This window comes from Chryseobacterium tructae (assembly GCF_030409875.1).
GTDB classification, from domain to species: Bacteria; Bacteroidota; Bacteroidia; order Flavobacteriales; family Weeksellaceae; genus Chryseobacterium; species Chryseobacterium tructae.
On sequence record NZ_JAUFQR010000003.1, the window covers coordinates 492,984 to 514,353 of the forward strand.

Here is a 21,370-nt window from a genome sequence, read left to right on the forward strand (position 1 = left end):
AAAGTAAATATAATTAATATACTATTTTAAAAATCTGACAGTTACGCTGATAATTTTCTACAGAAAAGTGAATTTTTAAAATGGTTTTAAGAAAAGTGGATATTTGAAATCTATTTAATCCTTATTTATTACAATTTGCAATAAATAAAGGTTTCTCTAATTTTTTTACGGCAACCAGGGGCTGTGAAGTGGCTGTAATTTTATCAAATTTCATTAATACATCATTATAGTGGTAATCTTTACTTTTAAAATTCAATTGCTTAATTGGCACCGCAGGATTTATGTACACATTTCTTAGTTTGTCATATTTATAATAATTAAGATCTATTTTTTCATTCATATCATCATTCGTATTATATGCATAGTTTACCAATTTATAATCTGCATCAAAAGCCATATCGAAAGATTGATTCATAAATTCCAATTCTTTATCATTGGAAAACACTTCTTTTACAGTAGATTTCTTAATTACCTCTCCTGACTCACTATTCACTTCAGCCAATCCTTTTTTTGTAATTTTTAAAATAAAGTCATGATGATACAGACTATCCTGCATATGCTGAACAATGAAATCATTATAATCACCGGTTGGGAAGTTATAGATCAGTTTTGGAATATCAACTTCTAACCCATTTTCATAGTTCTTTTCTTCCAATAGGGTAATGCCTGTCCATTTTTCTTTGAAAACGTGAACATTAGGATAATTCAGACAGTTGGCATCATCGTTGAAAAGAGGCTGCATTTTGTTGGGAAATTCACCTACAACAATATTACTGTTTCCAATGCCATCTCCTGTAAAATTAATACGCATTCCTGTTTTAATATCTGGATTTTTACGGGCATATACGTAAAATTTAGATTCCGGATTTTTAGGTTTAAGGTAAAGAAGATCTTTTTCAACGCTCCATGTCCCTTTTATCAGCGTTGCATAAGCAATGACCAGAAACGTTTTATTTTTATTGATAACAAAAGCAGCACCTTTTGTTTGATACACTCCATCAATATTTTCAGCATTTTTTTGAGCTTGCAGCAGTATTGTACAAAATACCATTAAAGGCAAAAGTATTCTTTTAAAATTCAGTTTCATCATTAAACATTTTGATAAATATCGTAAAAAAGTTAGAAAGAAGTCGAATTTAAAGTTCTTTTACATCAAACAAAATAAGTCTTCAACATGGTAAATTGGAATCAGTCTGATGCATTTTTTGAGATCAAATAAAATATTTTCCCTAACCCTAAATACTAAAAAACGATGGCATTACCTGCCATCGTTACTTTATAAGTTAGATATAAAACATCTTTAATTATCTGATATCCTGCACTTTTATTGTGGAATTGGATAGAATTTTATCCGGACCGAAGTTACTATTATTATGAGAATGTAGAGTTCTGAATGTACAGTAATTCATTTGTGGAGATTCTGCAATAATTCCTACCGGTAAAATTGTTAGATCTGTATAATTAGCCAAGATGTTATTTTCACAAATAATTTCACTTGCCTCACCCTGGATCACAATATGGCCATACTCTTTATTATTTGCCAGACCTACATTATTAGTCTTATTACCGCTAATGATTGCTCGTTTGTATTTCCTATTTTAATCCCGTCAGTGCCGGTTCTCAAAATCGCATTATCTGCTACAGTAAGTGAAGTATATTCCAAGATATCAATAGCACTTTGTTGTACTGACTTTAGGTTATTGCCTTTAATGGTAATATTTTCTTTTTTAAAATTGGTATGATCGTCTGTAATACATGTTTTAACTGTTTCAATATAATTCCCCTCAATGGTTACGTTATCAGCTCCTTTTCTAATCTTAATTCCGTCTCCATTTCCTACCATTTCAAGGTCACTAATTTTTACATTATGTACTTTATACAAATCAACCAGAGGAGAGTCAAATGCATTTTCAATTCTACCATTTCTTACTTTAACCCCATTTGCTCCTTCAATAAAGATTTGCGATGCTTTATTTCCTGAAGATGCCAGATTTTGTACATTGATATTAAAGATCGTATGAGAATACTCATCTCCTTCTGTTTTACAAGCAAAGCCATCAAGACCATTATTTCTTGTTGCCAAATTCAAAACATTAACATCGGATACTCCAGCAGTTGCATCCGGAGTTGTTATCAGTAATCCATAACCATTGTTCTGATCGCAAATACAATTCACAATGTTAACGTTCCTAACTTTTTGATTTTTATTAGGCTCTATATCTATTCCTGCCTCCGGGATAGTTCCGCTAGTTTTAATAAACTGACTATTTACCACATTAATACCGTCACCATCTATGATTGAAAGACCTTGTCTACGGTTATCACGACAAATAACATTTGTAATGTTACCATTATAGGAATCTATGATATAAATACCATCTCCCCAGCATTCTGACACTTCTACATTTTCAATAATGAAATTATTAGCTTGAAGTACATTAATACCAAACCCCCATTCTCCGAGATCAAGGTTGTTTACGCTTTCATATTTAATAGAACCATCAGTCAATTCAATCAGGATATTTTCCTTATAATCTATATTACAATAAGATGGTTTTTTAACTGGAGTTATCTCTTCACATGGTACATTCGGATACACCCATGGTTTCACTCCGCCTGAGATTCCAGCTTTTTTCACTCTCAAGGGGGTATTATTTACATAAACATAATCATCCACCTGATAGGATTCATTAGGTTTCCAAATTTTGTAATAACTCCCATTTTTAGCCTTAAAACTATATTTATTTCCTTTAATCTTTCCTCCACTCAATTTAGTGTTTAACGTGCCCGTAAAGGAAATTAATTCATAACCATTATTACTTCCGGGTAGTGCTTCAACTCTGCCATTCAAATAATAATTGGTATCACTCTGAAGCTGAATCTTTTTTTGTAAATCTGCAGTTGGAACTGTTTTCTTATCTACATCTACATTAATTTTATAAAGTCCTGAAATAATAACATTTTTAACGTTCATAGCATATAGTCTAACAAGAGCTATATTGACTTTTTCAATTTCTTCGGGGAGACCATCCCCTTTAATACCACAATAAGCAAGATCCACAGTATCTCCAAATGCTGCTTCCAATTTGTATTGTCCATTGTTGGTGAGTTTAATACTACTGAAATGATCCTCTGAAGCAGCTGTTTTTGATAAATAATAGATAACAGGTTTATCATAAGAAATTCCCGGATAATATCCCGTTAGCTGCACATATTGTGGTTTTAGATCTTCAAAAGATGTTACTAGTTCTGAAATCTCAGCTACACTTAGATTTTGTAGCTCGCTCATTGAATTTTTAATAATTGCCATTGTACTTTATGATTTTGGTTTTAATTGTCTTCAAAAGTACAAAGCCATAGCGCCAAAAGACGACGTATTATAAATGTTTTGATTTTTATTTTACCCTAATCCAAAAAGCTCTTTTCCATCAAATATCCACTTCCCATTCCTTTGTTTGAAAAAATAAATTTCAATTTTAGAGCCTATTCCCCGGCTCTTTACAACAGTAATCGTTGCAAACTTTCCGGATTGATCCATTAAGCAATTTAGTAACTCAACATTAACAGTATTATAAGGTTTGGGGATTTCTTGAATTAACTTAATAGGATAATTATCAACAGAGTTCAGCGGAATGTGGGTGATCCCAAAATATAAAGGCTCAAATTTTTCCTGGTTTAGTTTAAATTTCTCTTTAAATAAGGAAATAGCATCTTTTAAATACATCGTCCCGATTCCTGCATATAGATGAACAACTATGCTATCATTATTTACTTTACTTCCCGGTATTTTAGACATATCAAAATATGAAATATGATCCATCAAAACTGTAAAGTTCTGATCAATAATACTAGCTGCAATATGCTCGTTATTCTTTTGTTCATCTTTGCATGAGAACATGAGCAAAATAAAAAATATAAACTTGAACTTTCCTATCCTATTCAATGGCATCATTGGTTATTTATGTTAATTGCAATATATTAGATTCTCCGGTACCAACAAATAGATTACGAAATATTTTTCTTAAACAATAACTTTTTTCCATCAGTCATTTTTTGACTCAGATCAAAGTTTTCCATTCTCACATGTCCATATCCAAATTTCCACAAATGGTAGTTTTTGTATTAAAGCATGATTTAATGGTTTTATCCATAGAAGATATCATCTAGTACCGACAAAAACATCCTTCCTATAATTTACTTAAAATAAATATCTTACATTAAAATTTACACCAAAATAAACTCAACCGAAACAAAAAAAACACGTTCAGTGTTTCATGTGAAACATAAAGAATATATTACCCCCCATTTTATAATGGGTTATTTTCAATATTAATGATAATCAAGTAGAAATGCTCAATTATGTAAAATAAGGTTCAAATAACAAAATATTTATACCTATAAATGAGACAGATACTCAAGAAATCGAAAGATCAGGCTGGGCTGTATAAAAAACAATCCTCATAAGGTCGTTTTTATGAAAGATAGTTTTTGATTAGTGAATGAGCAAGGCATTTTGATGAATCTAATAGTTTATGATTCTTCTCTGTTGTATTCATTACAACATTAAGGTCTGTGCAGGCAATAATGATGAAATCTACTTCCTGATCTATTTTTTCCATCAGTTTTTCCCATAAAACTGTATTTTCCGGATCATCTTTTTGTTTTTTGATCCTTTGGATGACCTGAATGACTTCATCTTGCCAGCTTTCTTTAAATATAAACTGGTGCCCTTGATTTATAATTTCATTCTGATATATATTGGAATCGAATGTTGTTTTGGTAGCAAGAAGAGTTATCCTCTGAGCTGTTGAAGGTAATTGCTTACAAGTTTCTTCCACGATATTCAACAAAGGGGTATTGACCGAATTGATAAGATCATGAATATAAATATGAGCAGAGTTACAAGGCATTGCAATACAATCAACACCATTATTTTCCAGCTTTTTCAATCCTTTGATGATGGTCTCCTGCATAAGCTCATGATCAATAGGACGATCTAAATAAAAAGGGGTAGGTAATGAATAGATTATAATTTCAGGAAATTCTTCATCTAATTGGGCATTATATTGTTCCTGACATTCATCTAACACCTGCTCCAGAAAAGGAGTGGTAGACCTGGGGCCCATTCCTCCTAAAATCCCCAATACCTTATTTCTCATATCTTCTCCAATGATTTACTAACAAAAATAGTCATTTTATTCTGCAATTCTCTTCTGAAACACATCTACCACAAGGCTTTTGAGTAAAATAAAATCGGCACAAATACATGTACCGATTTAACCACTATTAAAAACTAACGAAAAGATTATTTAATCCTTTATTTCTTTATAAATTTATTTCTATAGACATCTCCCTTAGTACTTTTGGAAACAATAATATAGTTTCCAGGCACTAAATGGCTTACATCAATTCCCTGCTTGTACTGATGATCATTTTTCTTAAGAACCAGTTTCCCTGACATATCTATGATTGTAACCTCATTATATTGTTCTGATTCTTTCCCAATATAAAGGAACTGGGTTGTAGGATTCGGGTATATATTTAATTTATTTTCTTTTTGTTTTACTTCTCCTGTTCCTAGCCCCCCACAAAATTCCCAGTTATCATATTGAAGCTCAACAAAAGCAAACGGATCTAACATTTGACATTGAGTAGGGCAATATTCTGTGCAGGCATAAAATCCATATACTCCAGATTTAGAAGCAGTATAGCTATCCCCGGTTACATTAGGAATCACGCAAGGGTCTCCGGTAAAAGGTGCAGTGGTAGTCGGAATACATTTAAACCAGGTATGAGGGCCATACACCACAGGAAACACATCATCAAATTTTACAGGCGCTTCCGAGCATACATGTACTATTCCGCCATCTACAATCTCGTAAGTTCCGGGAACAAACGTAGACATCATCGCAGGAAGGCCATAAACATATCCATCTGCCATCACTGCAGGGCTTTCAGCCATACAATCTCCTTGGGTAACTTCTACTTTAAAATAATACAATTGGTCATTCCCATTAATAGTCAGCTGCTGGGCTGTTGCTCCGGAAATTGCTACCCAAGGATTATTATTAGGAGTCTGCCAAGTCCATTCCTGTTTATACCATTGATAAGAAGAATACGTTTGTGTAGTGGAAAGAATCTCATCTTCAGTATCACAGAACAGGATCTTATCGGCAAACATAGCTCCTAATCTCGGGCTGGTAATGGTGGGCTCACATTGTGCTCTCACATTCAGAAGGTTGAATAATAAAAATGTTAAAAAAATCAGTTTTGTTTTCATATATATTGACATTTAAGGTTGATTTCTATTTTAAAAAATCATCAGCATTAATCAATCAACAATCTGATCCCAAACTTCACATTAAAATGCAGAGGTTTCTCCTTGTAAATAGTATTAGGCGATTCCTCATCTCTGAAATGATATCCTATCCCCGGTTCTGCATAAATCCCTAACCTATTAACTACCTTCATCTGAAGCCCAACTGCAGTATTCACGGAAAACGACAGTGGCTTATGTTCCATATTTTCTTTTGATGTTTCCCTCACCTCATCATGCACCACATAACTTGTCGTAACACTTCCTGATATAGGCTTTTCCAACATCGCTCCACCAGTAATATATCCTGTAAACCTTCCTTTCTGAATGACATTATAATTAACCTGAACAGGGATTCCGATATAATGCACCACCTGCTCTCCTTTAATATAATTATCATTACTTCCTGAATGGAGTTCTGAGGCTAGTTTGGTATAATTCACCCCTGTTCCTATTCCCCATTTTTTACCTAAATTATAATACAGAGACAGCCCAAATGTTACCGGAACCTTATGTCTGATCCTAGCTTCTACGGGTTTGCTTTGATTGGCCAGCAACACTTGTGTTAAAGGATCATCTACATATTCAGAAGCACTCCATACCTGTTCAAAGTTCATTGGCTTTCCATTAACGGAGGCATAACCATGGAACTGTTGTTCCGCTGAATTGGAAGATGCATTTCCTGTAAGCATGCTGAGCATCCATTTTCTTTCTGATTTGGAATTTATCTTCTTCTTTGTATTATCTGGATATTTTTCAGACAACTCTTCATCTATCTTATTTACCTCTTTATTAAAACTTTCATCCTTCATTCCATTATCAATCAAAGGCATTTCTCTTGGTTTATTTTCCACAGATGCAGGATCCATAACTTCAGCCATTTTAATAATAGTCTGAGTATTTTCCTTATTCTCTGTGGTCTTTCTTCTCACCTGCTCAGGTTTAATCTGTTCTATACCTTTTGCAGAAGGCTGTCCCACATTAACATTATTTTGAGCTAAAGAAACATCCGCCTTTGTATCCTTTTCTGTGCTTATCCTTTTTTGTTGTTCTTCATCTTTCAAAGGCTGATTTCTATCTGTCTCTTTATTAGAATCTGCCAAATTTTGTGAAATCTTCTTCTGATTCTCATCCGGCAACATCTTTATCATCATAAAAATCAAAACAGCCGCGGCAGCAATACCTCCAATACGATACAACCAGGACTTACTTCCAGCAGCATCTTTTGTTATTTTTTTTCTTTCGTTTTCAGTATCAATTGCGGGAGCAAAGTCCATTACTGGCTTATTATCCTCTTCTTGTGAAAATAATTCATCTTTAATGTCATCCCACAATCCCTCCGGAACCTCTTCTTCATGGTCCTCCATTCTGCTTCGCAGGGTATTGAGCCATTCGTTATTCATATTGTGCTTTTTTTGACATTTAAATTCCTTTATCTTCTGAACCAACAACCCTTTTGCACGATGAAACTGTGATGCAGAAGAATTTTCTGCAATTCCCAGCAATAAAGCAATGTCCTTATGACTTTTCTTTTCAAATACGTAAAGGTTGAAAACCGTTCTATATCCATCTGGAAGAGAACGGATTAAATCCATAATATCTTCTTTTGGCATTTCTTCAAAGTCTGGTTCCTCTTCATTGGCTAGATCTGGAAGATCATCTACTTCAACGGAAGATTTAAAATCTCCTTTCTGCCTGATGTGTTTCAGGGATTCGTTTACTGCAATACGGCTCATCCATGCCCTAAGGGAGCCTTCTCCTCTGTATTCAAATGATTCTATCGAGCGGAACATCTTGATAAAACTATTTTGAAGGACATCATGCACATCTTCTTTTTCAGTGATGTATCGGGAGCATACATAGGCCAGATTACCTGAATAAGCTCCAAAAAGCTCTTTCCAGGCGGCTTCCTCCTTCTGCAGAAGACGGTGTACCAAAATCTGTTCTTTACTTTCTCCCATGTCCTGCTCCGGTATACGATATATTCTTTTAAATTGTAGGGCAAAAATAGACTGCATCGTATAAATACAATCTATTTCTAATAATAACCATTAATTAATATTTTACGCAGAACGGAAAATTATAACCAATCGTCTCGTAAGGGGCAAGTACTGTTCCATCTACAGTAACTTTATCTGCTGTAACCACAAATCTTAGCGACCCGTCCATCCCTACATAAAACCCTTTCTGTTTAGCAGCTAATAGCACTTCTGCCTTTTTAGTTCCTCCATCTACAGGAATCAGAACTTCAAGAGGCTTAGGGGACAAAGACAATTCTACAACATTATTGGCAGCATTCAGTGAGGCTTTATATTGAATATTATACTTCACCTTATCTATCGCCTTAATCGCTGTTTCCGCTTTTACAGGGTCTTTTACTACAGTTTTCACAATTTCTTCTATCGGAAATTCAGAAAACATGATCGTATCCTTTTTTACTTTAAAATTCTTTATTGTTTCTGTTTTACGCTCTCCTTGTATTGTAATAAGTCTTCCTTTATAGTTTCCATTCAAATCTTCGAGTCTTACCGGCCTGATTTCCGGGCCATCAAGACTACATGAATACAAAGTAAAACCTGTGAACACAAGTAAAATAGCTGTTAAAAATTGAGATACTGTAAATTTTTTCATTGCATTATTTTTTTCATTAAACATTAATTATTTTGAGTACTCATTGATATAAATCTCATTTTCCGGAAATCTTGCATCTATTTTTAAAAAAAACGCAACATTTTTCATAACTCATTGATTATATGGGTTAAAAAATTAACACAAAATCAATATTTACCCAATAAAGAATAATGAATACTCTGAAATTCACATTATAATGATTCCGGTAGAAGAAGATTTTTATAACTAAAAAAGGAAGCTACCCTATGTAACTTCCTCTTTGTTATCTTTCTATTTCTCTTTTTACTCTACTCCACCACCTAGTGCACGGTAAAGATCCACCTCAGCATTTAATCTTTCCAGCGTCACATTGACCGCTTCCAGATCATTTTGAAGCTTATTGTTCTGTGCCGTAATCACCTCAAGGTAAGTAGCCATTCCGCTTTTATACAGCTTCAAAGCATCCCCAATTCCTTTATCTAAAATGGCTGTTCTCTGGTCTAGAAGCTGCAGTCTTTCAGAAGATCCTTGGGTTTTTGCCATTGCATCAGAAACTTCGCCAACAGCAGTCATGACGGATTGTTTAAAGTTGACCGCCGCCTTTTCCTGTTCAATTAATGCCGTTTCATAGGCGGTTTTCAACTGTTTCTTCTGAAAAATAGGGGCTGCTAAATTCGCTGCAACAGCCTTAGTTATGGAGCCCGGAATATCAAACCATGAACTGAATTTATTGGAATTCACTCCAATCTGTGGGCTCAGACTAATGCTTGGATACATTGCCGCTTTTGCCAATCCTGTTTTTGAATTCAGGCTGATCACATTAAATTCTGCCATCTTCAGATCCGGTCTTCTGCTTAATAATTGTGCAGGAAGTCCTTCTGAAAGCTTATTTCCTGGAATCATTGTTCTCAGATCTCCTGATCTTTCAATCTTACTTGGATATTCTCCGCAAAGGATACTCAAAGCATTTTCCTGAATGGATATATTCTGTTTAGCCAAAGGAATCAAAAGCTCAGCCGTTTTCTTCTGCGCTTCTGATTGCTGTACAGCGAGTGAATTGATCTGCCCTGCCTTAAACTGAAGATCCATCATTTTAAGCGTATTATTGCTTAATTCAATATTCTGCTCTGCAATTTTCATCTGCTCATCTAAACTTATCAGATTATAATAAGCCTGCGCTACCTGAACAATGATCCTGCTTTTTACAGCATTTAGATTTTCTTTTTGAGCAAAATATTCTGCGGCCGCGGATTCTTTCTGCATCTTAGCTTTTCCCCAGATATCCACTTCCCATGTCAATCTCAGGTTGGCACTAAAGTCATCCATATACTTTGTTCCCACAAACTGCTCATTAAGAGATCCGTTAAGCGTATTCGTAGAAGCCCAGCTTCTGTTCGCTCCGGCATTGAGATCCAGTGTCGGAAGAAGAGATAGTTTAGCTTGTTTATAGATGAGGTCTAGTTGTTCTATATTCTTCAGAGCAACATTTACTTCATTATTTCTGGTTAAAGCTTTATCTATTAACCCGATCAGTTTCGGATCCTTAAAGAATGTTTTCCATGGAAGGACTACGGTATCTCCTGTTACCTTTGTAGACTCTTTATAGGCTTCCGGCATCTGAAGATCTGTTCTTGCATAAGGTTTCCCCACGGCGCAGGACACCAGTATTGATGTCATTGCGCCTGAAATAAGGAAATTCTTTATATTAAATATTCTCATTTGTCAATTGATTTTGGATTACAGGATGATTCTTTTTGGATGAAAACTTCTCATCCAGATATTGGAAGAACATATACAGGATAGGAATTACAAATACCCCTAATACGACTCCACTCAACATTCCTATAGCAGCACTCACACTGATAGATTTATTTCCTGAAGCCATTCCTCCTGTAGAGATCATCAATGGGATCATCCCCACAATAAAGGCTAATGATGTCATGATAATCGGACGTAATCTCGCCTTCGCTCCTTCCAATGCTGAATCCAGAATAGAAAGTCCTGATTTTCGTCTTTGGACGGCAAATTCTACAATAAGGATCGCATTTTTTGCCAACAATCCAATAAGCATGATCAATCCTACCTGTACATAGATATTGTTATCTAATCCAATGGCTTTGATTCCTAAGAATGCTCCTACAATTCCCGTTGGAATGGAAAGCATTACCGCTAATGGAAGAATGTAACTCTCATATTGTGCTGCAAGAAGCAGGTATACGAATAGTAAACATAGTCCTAAGATCATCACGGTTTGGTTTCCTGCTGATTTTTCTTCTAAACTTAATCCTGTCCATTCATAGCTGTAATCCGATGGCAGTTTATTCAGTGTTGGTTCAATTTTATCCATCAGGGCTCCATTACTGATTCCCGGTTTCGGCACCACGTTAATATTTAATGAATTATAGAGATTATATCGTTGAACAGATTCCGGACCATATACTTTTTTCAAAGTGATCAAAGTATTAGCTGGAACCATTTCTCCTTTATCATTCTTCACGAAAATATCGTTGAACGCCTGCTCATCCATTCTGAAAACACCATCTGCTTTAATATTTACTCTGTAGAACTTCCCGAATCTTGAGAAATTCTGCGACTGATCTCCTGAGAAATAAGTCTGTATTGAGTTTAATAGATTAGAAATACTTACTCCCAGCTGTTTTGCTTTATCTTCATTCACTTCAAGTTCCAGCTGTGGATAATCTGCTCTAAACATGGTGTAAGCATAAGCCACTTCCGGTACCTGCATCAATTGCCCGATCACATCATCTGCCTTCGCCTTCAGAACCTGAGGATCTCTACCCATACGATCCTGAAGAACGATTTCTGCATCATTTGTTACTCCATATCCTTCTACCGGCGGCATTCTGAAGCTCATTACACTTCCTTCTTTGATGACGGAAAGCTTTCCATTCACAATATTCATGATCTCATCAATATCCTGAACGGCTCCTCTTTCTTTTTCGGTTTTAGCTTCACAAATCCCATTGCATAAGCTGGCCCAGCACTGTTACTTAAAAGGTTAAATCCTGTAATAGATGTATTCTCCTGAACAGCATCTACTGTTTTTAAAATAGCATTGATTTTATTGGAAACCTCAGTTGTTTTGGTCAATCCTGTTCCTGGCGGCATGCTCAATGAATAGATAAAGAATCCGTCATCTTCCATAGGAACGAAACTTTTAGTTGTACTTGTCATCAACCATGCTGAAAGCCCTATAATTCCAGCTACCAGTCCTGCAGCAATCCATTTACGTCCAATTAAAAATCTTACTCCTTTCGCATAGCGATCAGTCATATTATTGAAGCCTGCATTAAAGGCCACAGCAAATCTTTTTCCGAATCCTTTGGGTTTTCCGCCTTCTTCTGCATGGTGGTTTTTCAAGAATACCGCACATAAAGCTGGTGTTAAAGTAAGGGCATTCACCGCAGAAATAATAATCGCAATCGCTAATGTATAGGCAAACTGCTTATAGAATAATCCTGCAGAACCTGACATGAAACCAATTGGAATAAACACCGCTGACATTACCAACGTAATGGAGATAACTGCTCCTGTAATTTCATTCATCGCTTTGTGCGTAGCATCTCTTCCCGAAAGGTTTGTTCCTTCCATATTACTATGCACTGCTTCTACTACAACAATGGCATCATCGACGACAATTCCAATTGCCAACACGAGGGCAAATAGCGTTAATACGTTAATTGTAAATCCTAATACCAAAAGGAAGAAGAAGGTACCAATAATCGCTACCGGAACTGCAATGGCCGGAATAATGGTAGATCTGAAATCCTGTAAAAAGACAAAAACCACAATAAATACAAGGATAAATGCTTCTATCAGAGTAGATTTCACCTGACCTGTTGCTTCATCCAGTCTTTCCTTGGTACTCATTACCTTGGTATATTTAATCCCTGGAGGAAAGGATTTTGACAATTGATCAATGGCTTTATTTACTCCTATCTCAATTTCATTGGCATTTGATCCTGTTGTCTGCATAATGGCAACAGTAACCGCATTTTTCCCATTGGAAAGGTTATCTCCGGTATTGTTAATAGAGCCGAACTCCACTCTCGCCACATCTTTAAGCCTGATCACATTGGTGCCATCATTTTTAACGACCATGTTTTCATATTGTTCCGGCTTATTCTTTTTTCCTTTATATCTGATGACATATTCTAATGCAGCATCAGATTCTTCCCCCAATTTACCCGGAGCAGATTCTAAACTGTGATCTGCAATAGCACGGGAAATATCAGCAGGCTCCAATCCATAGGAAGACATTTTCTGTGGATTAAGCCATATTCTCATGGAATAATCTTTAATCCCGAAGATCTGAGCCTGTCCTACTCCTTTTACCCTTTTGATCTGTGGGATAAGGTTGATATTGGCAAAGTTCTGAAGAAAGGTTTCATCATATTGTTTATTATCTTCAGTATAAATATTGAAAATCAATACCATGCTGTTCTGCTGTTTTGAGGTCGTCAATCCCATTCTCACTACTTCCTGAGGCAATATCGGAGTGGCCTGCTGTACTCTGTTCTGTACGTTTACTGCGGCCTGATCGGCATTTACACCCTGTTTGAATATTACTGAGATGGTAAATGTTCCGTCATTACTTGCCGTGGATTTCATGTAGCTCATGTCTTCCACCCCGTTGATCTGTTCTTCCAAAGGAGTTACTACAGAACGGATTACCGTTTCACTGTTTCCTCCCGGATAAGAACCTGAAACCGTTATGGTAGGTGGAGAAATATCCGGAAATCTGGTCACCGCCAGCTGGTTTAATCCTATGATCCCTAAAATGACAATGATAAGGGATATTACTGTCGCCAGTACCGGACGGTCTATTATCTTTTTTAACATTTTCGAATTTTCTAAGAATGATTATAAAATTATTTCGAAGGAGTTACTTTAGCCACAACCTGTGCTCCATCTGTAAGAGCATCTAGTCTATTGATGGCAATCTTATCTCCTGCATTCACTCCTGTCTTCACAAAGTAATCCTGAGAAGTGCTTCCTGATACTTCAATCTGCGTCATTTTTACTTTATCTTTCCCTTCCAGTTTATAGACGAAGAATTTATCCTGAATATCTTTTACAGAGGTTTTTGGAAGTTTTACCACACCATCCAATTCATTGTGAATCATTACTCTTCCTGTTCCTCCTGATCTTAATAATTTATCAGGATTCTGGAAAACCGCTTTCATCTGAATACTTCCTGTATTTTTGTCAAAGTTTCCACTGGCATTTTCCAGCCTTCCTTTGAATCCATAGGTAGAGCCATCTGCTAAAATAAGTTCTACATTTTCTGAATTCCCCCCTGAAGCGGCGGATCTGCTATGAGCAATAAAGTCTGCTTCGTTCATTGAGAAGTAAACATTTACAGTGCTGATATTGGAAAGCGTTGTTAATGGTGATGCATCAGCCGGGCTGATAAGATTTCCGACTCTGTTTGGAATTCTTCCTATGTATCCGCTTACCGGCGCCTTGATATAGGTGAAATTAGCATTGATCTTTGAAGAGCCTAAAGAAGATTGTGCCTGAGCTACTTGTGCTGATGCTGCTTTAAATTCGCCTGAGCTGTTTTCAACTGCATATCAGAAACTACTTTTCCTTCTACAAGAGGTCTTAGTTTTTCCACTTCCAATCTCGCTGTTTCCTGAGCCGCCAAAGCAGATTTCAAAGCTGCTTCATTGGTATTAACCTGCTCATTGTATACAGATGGGTTGATTCTAAACAATGTTTGCCCTTTGCTCACATATTGTCCTTCTTTTATGTATACAGCTTCCAGATATCCTGTTACCTGAGCTTTTATTTCTACGTTATCCTGCCCTTCTATACTTCCAGGGTATCCTGTTGAAACGTCTTCATTCCCAGATTTCACCTGAACGAAATCTGTAGGAAGTGCTACCGCTTGCTGGGCATTTTCCTGGGCATTTCCTGAACCGCAGGAGTACAATATTGCTGCAGCTGCAAGTGAAAGTGCCAGATATCCTTTTCTGTAATTCATAACATTTGTTTTTAAATTTTACAGCAGCAAAATAAGTTCATATAATAAGGATATTGATCTAAAAATCCGGTGAAACGTAATTAATCGCAGATGAAACGTATGATACCAAAAATGAAAAGAAAAGCGGTTATTTTCACCATTCAGATCGATAAAAAAGGGCTTTTTCGCTTTAGTATTTCAGAAATACGGTTGACGTTTAAATTTATACGTTTCGCTTTTAAAACTCCCGGATCGGGCTATTTCCCAATTTAATTTTGCTGTATTAAAACATCAAAAAATAAGTCAATAATTTAAATTTTTATCAAATGAAAAAGTTTTTAGCAATCACAGCAATCGTATTAGGACTAGGGGTACAAGCTCAAACAACAGAACCGAAAAAGGCATCAGGGATAGAATTGATTCCAAAGGCTGGAATCAACATTGCCAATCAATCTATTAAAAATGTGAATGGTGAGAAATCAAAGACCTCCTTTCAAGCTGGCTTAGGAGTAAATATCCAGACAGGTATAAAGAATTTTTCTATACAGCCTGAAGTAAACTTTATCAGCAAAGGAACAAAGTTTAAGGGTAGTTTTGGAAGTGAAACCTACAACTTTAATTATATAGAAGTTCCGGTATTGGCGAAGTACAGCTTCGGTCCGGTATATGTAAACGCAGGGCCTTCCATCGGATTCCTTATGGGGAAAAATGATAAAGTAAAGGCTGCCTATGGCAAAACAAGATCAATAGATTTCGGACTACAAATGGGAGCAGGTGTTGCCATTCCTGCCGGCTCCGGAAAAGTAATTGTAGACGGAAGGTATAACTTAGGATTAAATAATATCTCTGATGAGAAGGGTGTAGATGTGAAGAACAGAGGTTTCGCCATCTCTTTAGGATATGCTATTCCTTTATAATCTTTAACTCATAGCTTTTTCTTTATATATGATCCCTTCACTAGCAATTGGTGAGGGGATTTTGGTATGACAGGGCGGGAAGCTGGAAGTTACTATTCAGCAAAGAACGAATGAAGTGCAGAAATTGAAGGTTTTTGTTGAATGAAATAGATTATTTTTAATCGCAAAGACAGATGGATTCACCTGTTTTACTTTAGGGAACTAAGAAGTGTGACTTTATCGCTATGCATTCTCTTAGAAAGAATCAATGAAATTGATCCCATAAATACAAATAATATTACCCGTCAGCTTTTAGATGAATCAAAGAACGTTTTATAGATATAGAAAAGTTTAAAGCCCTTTTACGGGCTTTAATTAAAAATGATTTTCTTTTATATTCGGGTTTCAATAACTTCCTTCATCCAACTTCCTTACCTAATAATCCATCCAGGATTTGAAAATAGAAGCTTTTTCACGGCTTACAATCACCTCCATTTCAGGTTGTTTTCTCAATTCCAGTTTAAGCTTACCGTTAAAATGATTAAAGATTTGTTTTACAGAATCAATGTGAATGATAAACTGTCTGTTGGCACGGAAAAAGAATTTCGGATCCAATTGTTTTTCAAGCTCTTCCAAAGTTTGAGGGATATTTTCTACAACTCCGGTGTTGAGCATTGCTTTACTAATGCCTAATTCTGTATAGAAGTATAAAATGTCTTCTGACAATACGGTTTTATACCCATCACGATGAACAATAAGAAAACGTTTCCTGTAATCTTTAGGTTGGATATAATTAAGGAGTCCTTCAATGGCAGATCCTACAACAGGAACGGCTTCCATAAAGGTTTCATAACGCTTCAGAGCGGCATCCAGTTCTTCTTCATCTATAGGCTTTAAAAGGTAGTCTATACTGTTATATTTAAAGGCCTGTACCGCATATTCATCATACGCAGTGGTAAAAATTACGGCACTTTTAATTTCATGTTTATTAAAAATTTCAAAGCTTAAGCCATCTGCCAAACGGATATCCATCATAATAATATCCGGAACGACATTGTTTTCCAGCCAGTTTACGGTGGAAGTAATTGAATCTTCTACAGAGAGAATTTCGATATGGGGTCTAAGCTTTTGCAACAGTCTTTTTAATCGGTCTGCATTAGGCCTTTCATCCTCGACTATTAAAATTTTATTAATCTTCATATCAATGGAAGTTTTACAATAAATTTATCTTCGGTTTTTTCTATAATCGGTTTTGTGTATCCAAGGATCTCATATCTTGCAATAATATTCGTGAGCCCCACTCCAGAGGAATCCGGCTTATTGATCAATGGTAAAAAGGTATTGGAAACCACCAGTTCTCCTTCCGTATTGGTATAAACCTGGATCTCTAATGGGTTTGCTTTTGAAGTTTGATTATGTTTAATAGCATTCTCAACCAATAACTGCAGGGATAGTGGCAGGGTATACATCGATCTGTATTCTTCCTGAATATCAATTTTAAATATAACCCCTTCTCCTATTCTTTTTTCAATCAGGAAAATATAAGAGTCTAGAAATTTCAGTTCTTCCTCTACTGCAATGATATCTTTCTTTGAGTTTACCAGCAAGTATCGGTATACTCTTGCAAACTTTTCTGAATATTCGTAGCCTAATTGCTGGTCTGAAAGGATAAGTTCTGAAAGAACGCTCAGATTATTAAAAATAAAATGCGGGTCTATCTGCAACTTAAGTGCCTGAAGTTCAGCAGCCATAGCAGCCTGCTTATGCTTAGAGGCTCTCAGTTTGTGCTGAGCTGCTTCTACAGCTGTCTTTTTCCAATTTTGAAGTAAATAATCCACTGTATTAAAACCACTTATGATAAGTGATATAACGATATTGGTAGCGATCCACTGCCCCAGCAAAGTATATTCTTTTCTGTAATCCATTTCCGGTAAATTATCTGATGTACAATCTACAATGGCATTGATGATGATGACAATCAAAACGCTCCCCACAATCTGAAGCCCTCCCTGAATGAGTAATCGTTTAATGGTTTTATCCTTCCATGGGAGTAGTTTATTAAGACTAAGATCAATCAATATACTCACCTCTGAAATAATGACTGAAAAAAGCAATATCCAGAGAGTATCTTCAATGATCATCTTCAATGGAGTATCCAGATATCCTTGCCAAACCGGATCAAAAGGATCAATGAGATAGGAAAATCCACAGAAAGCAACCACAGCTACTGCCCAGATCAATGCCCTCCTTTTCATAGTGGAAAGGATCTTTTTGCCTCGTACTAAATTTTTCCTAATGGTAGAAACCCTATTCATATCGGACTTTATGAATGTAAATATAGAAATAGATTTTAGAAGGGCATCTTCTATTTTCAACGAGACCGCCAAAACTATCGTTGAAACGTAAAATTGAGGTGTTCAAATGTAGTCTAACGTTTCATCACCTGAAAAGTACATTTCATCATCATTTTATGCAACATCACAATATTTTTAATAAAAGACTGCCTCGTCCTACCCTAGTTTTGTAGTATCAAAATCGGTACAATGAAAACAATAATTGTCTGCACAGATTTTTCTCCGGAAGCTGAAAATGCTCTTCATTATGCAGCTTCCATGGCTAAGGAAAACCAATATAATATCGTTTTGTTTAATTTACAAAGCGTTTCTATTCACGCCTTGAACGCACAGTCCTCTGCTGATTTCTTCTATGAACAGACGCTTAAAAATCAAAAGAAACTTGAAAATAAAGCTAATGAAATCAATACATTATATACTGTAAAGGCGGAATATTATCTGGCTGCGGGTAATTTTATTGAAGAACTCAACAACTGCATACAAGCCACAAACTGCAATTTTATTGTCATGGGCATGGCAGACAAGACTCTTGAACAAAGACTGCTGGGAAATACCGTAACCAAAGCGATTCACAGAATCAAAAAACCTATATTAATTATTCCTGAGCATATAGAATATACAGGTATCCGAAAGGTGTTATTTGCGTATGATACTCATAAATCAATAACCTGGTCAGCGATGAATGATATTTATTACTTTATTAATGAGTTCAATTCGGAAGTTGAGGTATTCAATGTAAGTGAGAGGCTGGAGGATTTTCAGGAAGTTATTCATGATATTGATCTGAATTCCGGCTATGATCTTGATGACATTAAGTACAGCTTCAAGATGATCCAATCCATTGAAATTATAAAAGCGATTGAAGAGGAAGTTAAATTGACAGGCGCAGATCTACTGACCATGGTGCCTTATCGATATAACCTTGTAGAATCTCTCTTTCACCGAAGCAAAACAGCCATCATGGCTTATAAGAATAAAGTTCCATTACTATCAATCCCTTTAAACATAGATTAAGACTCAATCAATAAAAATCACATTTGAATTATCCTTTTTACCTTTTTTAAGGGTTAAATTTTACACTTAATCTTGTTTAACATGACCGGAGGTTTTCTCCGGTCATGTTTTTTTATGACTACTACATCCTAATGATAGTCAAATAGATTAATAAAATTCCACTTACAATATAATCCTTCATTTCAATATAAATTGTATTTTTATAAAAGCACCAAAATATGTTATTATGAAATTTATTCTTTTTCATTACCGATGGTATATGATCTGTTTCTTATTTTTTGGATCGATCCAATCATTTGCCCAAATAGTCAATAAGGGAGATAGTCAGATTCAATGTACCCAAAAACTTAAATTGATATCAGACAGAATGATTTTCACAAAAAATCGTCAGGAAAAACCTATCGAAGCAGCCATCTTTCTTGATCCGGCAAACTCTACCATAAAAACAATATTAAAGGAACCGGATCAGAAACAGCCATCCGAACAAACTTATCTGATTAAAAATATGAATTGTACCGTGAATGATAATTTTACATCCGGAAGAATCATTTATACTGTAACAAGTGATAATCCGGATGGCTCATTATACACAGGCGAGTTTCTTTTGGAAGCTACAAGACGGGGAACTTTTTTCTCTAATACACTTGATTCTCCTGACAATAAGGCTGTTATTCCGATTGTGAAGTTTGAGAAGTTGTAAGAGAGAATAGAAAAACCACCTCGAGGTGAGGTGGTATATATTCAATTCTATCTTTTAAGTAACAAGAAGTACCCCTTCCATTTGGTTTTTCTTCCTAAAAAAGACATTCTTTACATAGATTCTTCTATTTACTTTCTTGTCTGCTCCATAATTATTCCTGAATATTTTTTAATAAATAAAAGACCTTACTCATCTGGATGCCAGTAAAGATCTAAACTAGGGCTCATAGTACCATTTTCATAAGATCGTATATGATCTTCTAATCTAGCTGTTGTTCCAAAAGAAACTACCCTCCCAGATTCTTTTTCTACTAAAAAAGGAGCATTACCTCTCAATGACTTATTGAAATCTCCTGTCAGTAGGTATTACTTAGAATTATAATAGTAAATATTGCCATAAGGTTTCACAATAATATCATCTGTCATTATGACTACTTCAATATTTTTGCCTGCTTATTCTTCTAATCTTTTTAAATAACGTTCTGCTATGGTTAGCATTTCTTTATCTTTTAACATAAAATTATTTTTAATTTACCCAGACATAGTTTCCATTTTTATCAATATCAATTTTCAGTTCTTCAGGAAAAATTAAGACAGATAGAGCTCTGCCATCTTCATCACTTATAGCTATTATATAGTTTTCATACATTTCATTAGGGGGGAATCCTTTTGAGTAGTCATACCATCCAGCCCAGTAATCTATATTGAATCTATTATCTTTATCTTCTTTCTTCCAAAAGTTTAATTTTATGGAATACTGATCATTATGATCCAATTTTAAATCTTTATAAACTTTGGCAATGGCTTTTTTTATTTGATCTTCCGTATGTTTCATAATTATTTTAATCTGAATATTTTAATATTAATCTTTCCATTTCTGGGTTTTCCAAAAAGGGTTGCTTATTTTCTTTAAAAAAATACTTAACATATTTATATGCACTTACTAATTCTTCTTCTCGGTATTTATTTTTGGTTTTGAATATCTCTTCCCAGACATTCCATTCTAAATCCCAAGGTTTTTCAGCAACCATTTTTCTGTAATTTTTTCTCCCTAATTTTAATAAATCGTCGATATGAACAATCTCATGAAACCACGCCATTTTAGGACAGTTCTTTCTTATCAGAAGTTTGATTGGTCCTGTTTCATATACCATAACTCTACCCTTTAATCCTGTAATGTACATATTGTGTGCTTCATCTATCCAAACTACTTCAAGCTTTAAGTTATGTTTTATCATTTTTTTGTCAAGCTCCCGAATATATTTTTTTAATAGATTAGAAGATAAAACTTCAAACTGACTTCCTCCAGGAAATAGATCAATTTGTCTCATGTCGAGCTCCGCAACCTCAATTAACTCGTCAATTACGTCATCAATCTGTTTCGCTTCATCAACATTCTTAGCTGATTTTCTAATATCATCTTCATGCTTCAGAACTTCTTTTGCACTTTTCCTTAATCCATTGTGAATTGCAACGGTAAGTTCACCTGATA

The 21,370-nt window shown here is 35.3% G+C and carries 17 protein-coding genes and 2 pseudogenes; 3 read left to right on the forward strand and 16 right to left on the reverse strand.

Going from position 1 to position 21,370, the window contains the following annotated elements:
• Nucleotides 1-121: 121 nt before the first annotated feature.
• The 12 genes and pseudogenes from QWZ06_RS25970 to QWZ06_RS26025 all read right to left on the reverse strand — a co-directional run bounded on the left by QWZ06_RS25970 (nt 122) and on the right by QWZ06_RS26025 (nt 14,936).
• On the reverse strand, nt 122-1,090 hold the full coding sequence (locus QWZ06_RS25970; protein ID WP_290302025.1) for a hypothetical protein: 969 nt from the start codon (nt 1,088-1,090) through the stop codon (nt 122-124).
• A gap of 214 nt (nt 1,091-1,304) precedes the next feature.
• Nucleotides 1,305-1,469 (reverse strand): hypothetical protein, encoded by a 165-nt coding sequence (locus QWZ06_RS25975; RefSeq protein WP_290302026.1) that lies wholly within the window; start codon nt 1,467-1,469, stop codon nt 1,305-1,307.
• 77 nt (nt 1,470-1,546) lie between these two features.
• Nucleotides 1,547-3,289 carry a right-handed parallel beta-helix repeat-containing protein gene (locus tag QWZ06_RS25980; protein WP_290302027.1) on the reverse strand — a complete coding sequence of 581 codons (1,743 nt, stop codon included), beginning with the start codon at nt 3,287-3,289 and terminating at the stop codon, nt 1,547-1,549.
• Nucleotides 3,290-3,400: 111 nt separating this feature from the next.
• On the reverse strand, nt 3,401-3,952 hold the full coding sequence (locus tag QWZ06_RS25985) for a hypothetical protein (RefSeq protein ID WP_290302028.1): 552 nt from the start codon (nt 3,950-3,952) through the stop codon (nt 3,401-3,403).
• Nucleotides 3,953-4,472: 520 nt separating this feature from the next.
• Nucleotides 4,473-5,159, reverse strand: a complete 687-nt coding sequence (locus QWZ06_RS25990) for an aspartate/glutamate racemase family protein (RefSeq protein ID WP_290302029.1) — start codon at nt 5,157-5,159, stop codon at nt 4,473-4,475.
• 158 nt (nt 5,160-5,317) lie between these two features.
• Nucleotides 5,318-6,280 (reverse strand): T9SS type A sorting domain-containing protein, encoded by a 963-nt coding sequence (locus tag QWZ06_RS25995; RefSeq protein WP_290302030.1) that lies wholly within the window; start codon nt 6,278-6,280, stop codon nt 5,318-5,320.
• 47 nt (nt 6,281-6,327) lie between these two features.
• Nucleotides 6,328-8,277 (reverse strand): sigma-70 family RNA polymerase sigma factor, encoded by a 1,950-nt coding sequence (locus QWZ06_RS26000; RefSeq protein WP_290302031.1) that lies wholly within the window; start codon nt 8,275-8,277, stop codon nt 6,328-6,330.
• Nucleotides 8,278-8,371: 94 nt separating this feature from the next.
• Nucleotides 8,372-8,947 carry a DUF4840 domain-containing protein gene (locus QWZ06_RS26005; RefSeq protein WP_290302032.1) on the reverse strand — a complete coding sequence of 192 codons (576 nt, stop codon included), beginning with the start codon at nt 8,945-8,947 and terminating at the stop codon, nt 8,372-8,374.
• 282 nt (nt 8,948-9,229) lie between these two features.
• The gene (locus tag QWZ06_RS26010) at nt 9,230-10,645 is read right to left on the reverse strand and encodes an efflux transporter outer membrane subunit (protein WP_290302033.1); all 1,416 of its coding nucleotides are present in this window, start codon (nt 10,643-10,645) and stop codon (nt 9,230-9,232) included.
• Nucleotides 10,632-13,789, reverse strand: a pseudogene (locus QWZ06_RS26015) (efflux RND transporter permease subunit). Before QWZ06_RS26015 ends, QWZ06_RS26010 begins: the two are co-directional and overlap by 14 nt.
• Before the next feature lie 29 nt (nt 13,790-13,818).
• Nucleotides 13,819-14,451, reverse strand: a pseudogene (locus QWZ06_RS26020) (efflux RND transporter periplasmic adaptor subunit); the annotation flags it as partial.
• Between the two features lie 20 nt (nt 14,452-14,471).
• Entirely contained in the window at nt 14,472-14,936 is a 465-nt protein-coding gene (locus tag QWZ06_RS26025) for an efflux RND transporter periplasmic adaptor subunit (RefSeq protein WP_290302034.1), read from the reverse strand.
• Nucleotides 14,937-15,241: 305 nt separating this feature from the next.
• On the opposite strand from QWZ06_RS26025, the gene QWZ06_RS26030 reads away from it, so the two are divergent.
• Nucleotides 15,242-15,832 (forward strand): porin family protein, encoded by a 591-nt coding sequence (locus QWZ06_RS26030; RefSeq protein WP_290302035.1) that lies wholly within the window; start codon nt 15,242-15,244, stop codon nt 15,830-15,832.
• A gap of 414 nt (nt 15,833-16,246) precedes the next feature.
• On the opposite strand, the gene QWZ06_RS26035 is transcribed toward QWZ06_RS26030, so the two are convergent.
• Both QWZ06_RS26035 and QWZ06_RS26040 read right to left on the reverse strand, forming a co-directional pair.
• Nucleotides 16,247-17,011 (reverse strand): LytR/AlgR family response regulator transcription factor, encoded by a 765-nt coding sequence (locus QWZ06_RS26035; protein ID WP_290302036.1) that lies wholly within the window; start codon nt 17,009-17,011, stop codon nt 16,247-16,249.
• Nucleotides 17,008-18,066, reverse strand: coding sequence for a sensor histidine kinase (locus QWZ06_RS26040; RefSeq protein ID WP_290302037.1), 1,059 nt, complete (start codon nt 18,064-18,066; stop codon nt 17,008-17,010). The genes QWZ06_RS26035 and QWZ06_RS26040 overlap by 4 nt, the downstream gene beginning before the upstream one ends.
• A 288-nt stretch (nt 18,067-18,354) precedes the next feature.
• On the opposite strand from QWZ06_RS26040, the gene QWZ06_RS26045 reads away from it, so the two are divergent.
• Nucleotides 18,355-19,179 (forward strand): universal stress protein, encoded by an 825-nt coding sequence (locus tag QWZ06_RS26045; RefSeq protein ID WP_290302038.1) that lies wholly within the window; start codon nt 18,355-18,357, stop codon nt 19,177-19,179.
• Nucleotides 19,180-19,405: 226 nt separating this feature from the next.
• Nucleotides 19,406-19,879 (forward strand): hypothetical protein, encoded by a 474-nt coding sequence (locus tag QWZ06_RS26050; protein ID WP_290302039.1) that lies wholly within the window; start codon nt 19,406-19,408, stop codon nt 19,877-19,879.
• A 525-nt stretch (nt 19,880-20,404) separates the two neighbouring features.
• Here QWZ06_RS26050 and QWZ06_RS26055 read toward each other — a convergent pair.
• Both QWZ06_RS26055 and QWZ06_RS26060 read right to left on the reverse strand, forming a co-directional pair.
• Nucleotides 20,405-20,713, reverse strand: coding sequence for a hypothetical protein (locus QWZ06_RS26055; RefSeq protein ID WP_290302040.1), 309 nt, complete (start codon nt 20,711-20,713; stop codon nt 20,405-20,407).
• Between the two features lie 7 nt (nt 20,714-20,720).
• Nucleotides 20,721-21,209 (reverse strand): zincin-like metallopeptidase toxin domain-containing protein, encoded by a 489-nt coding sequence (locus tag QWZ06_RS26060; protein WP_290302041.1) that lies wholly within the window; start codon nt 21,207-21,209, stop codon nt 20,721-20,723.
• Nucleotides 21,210-21,370 lie beyond the last annotated feature (161 nt).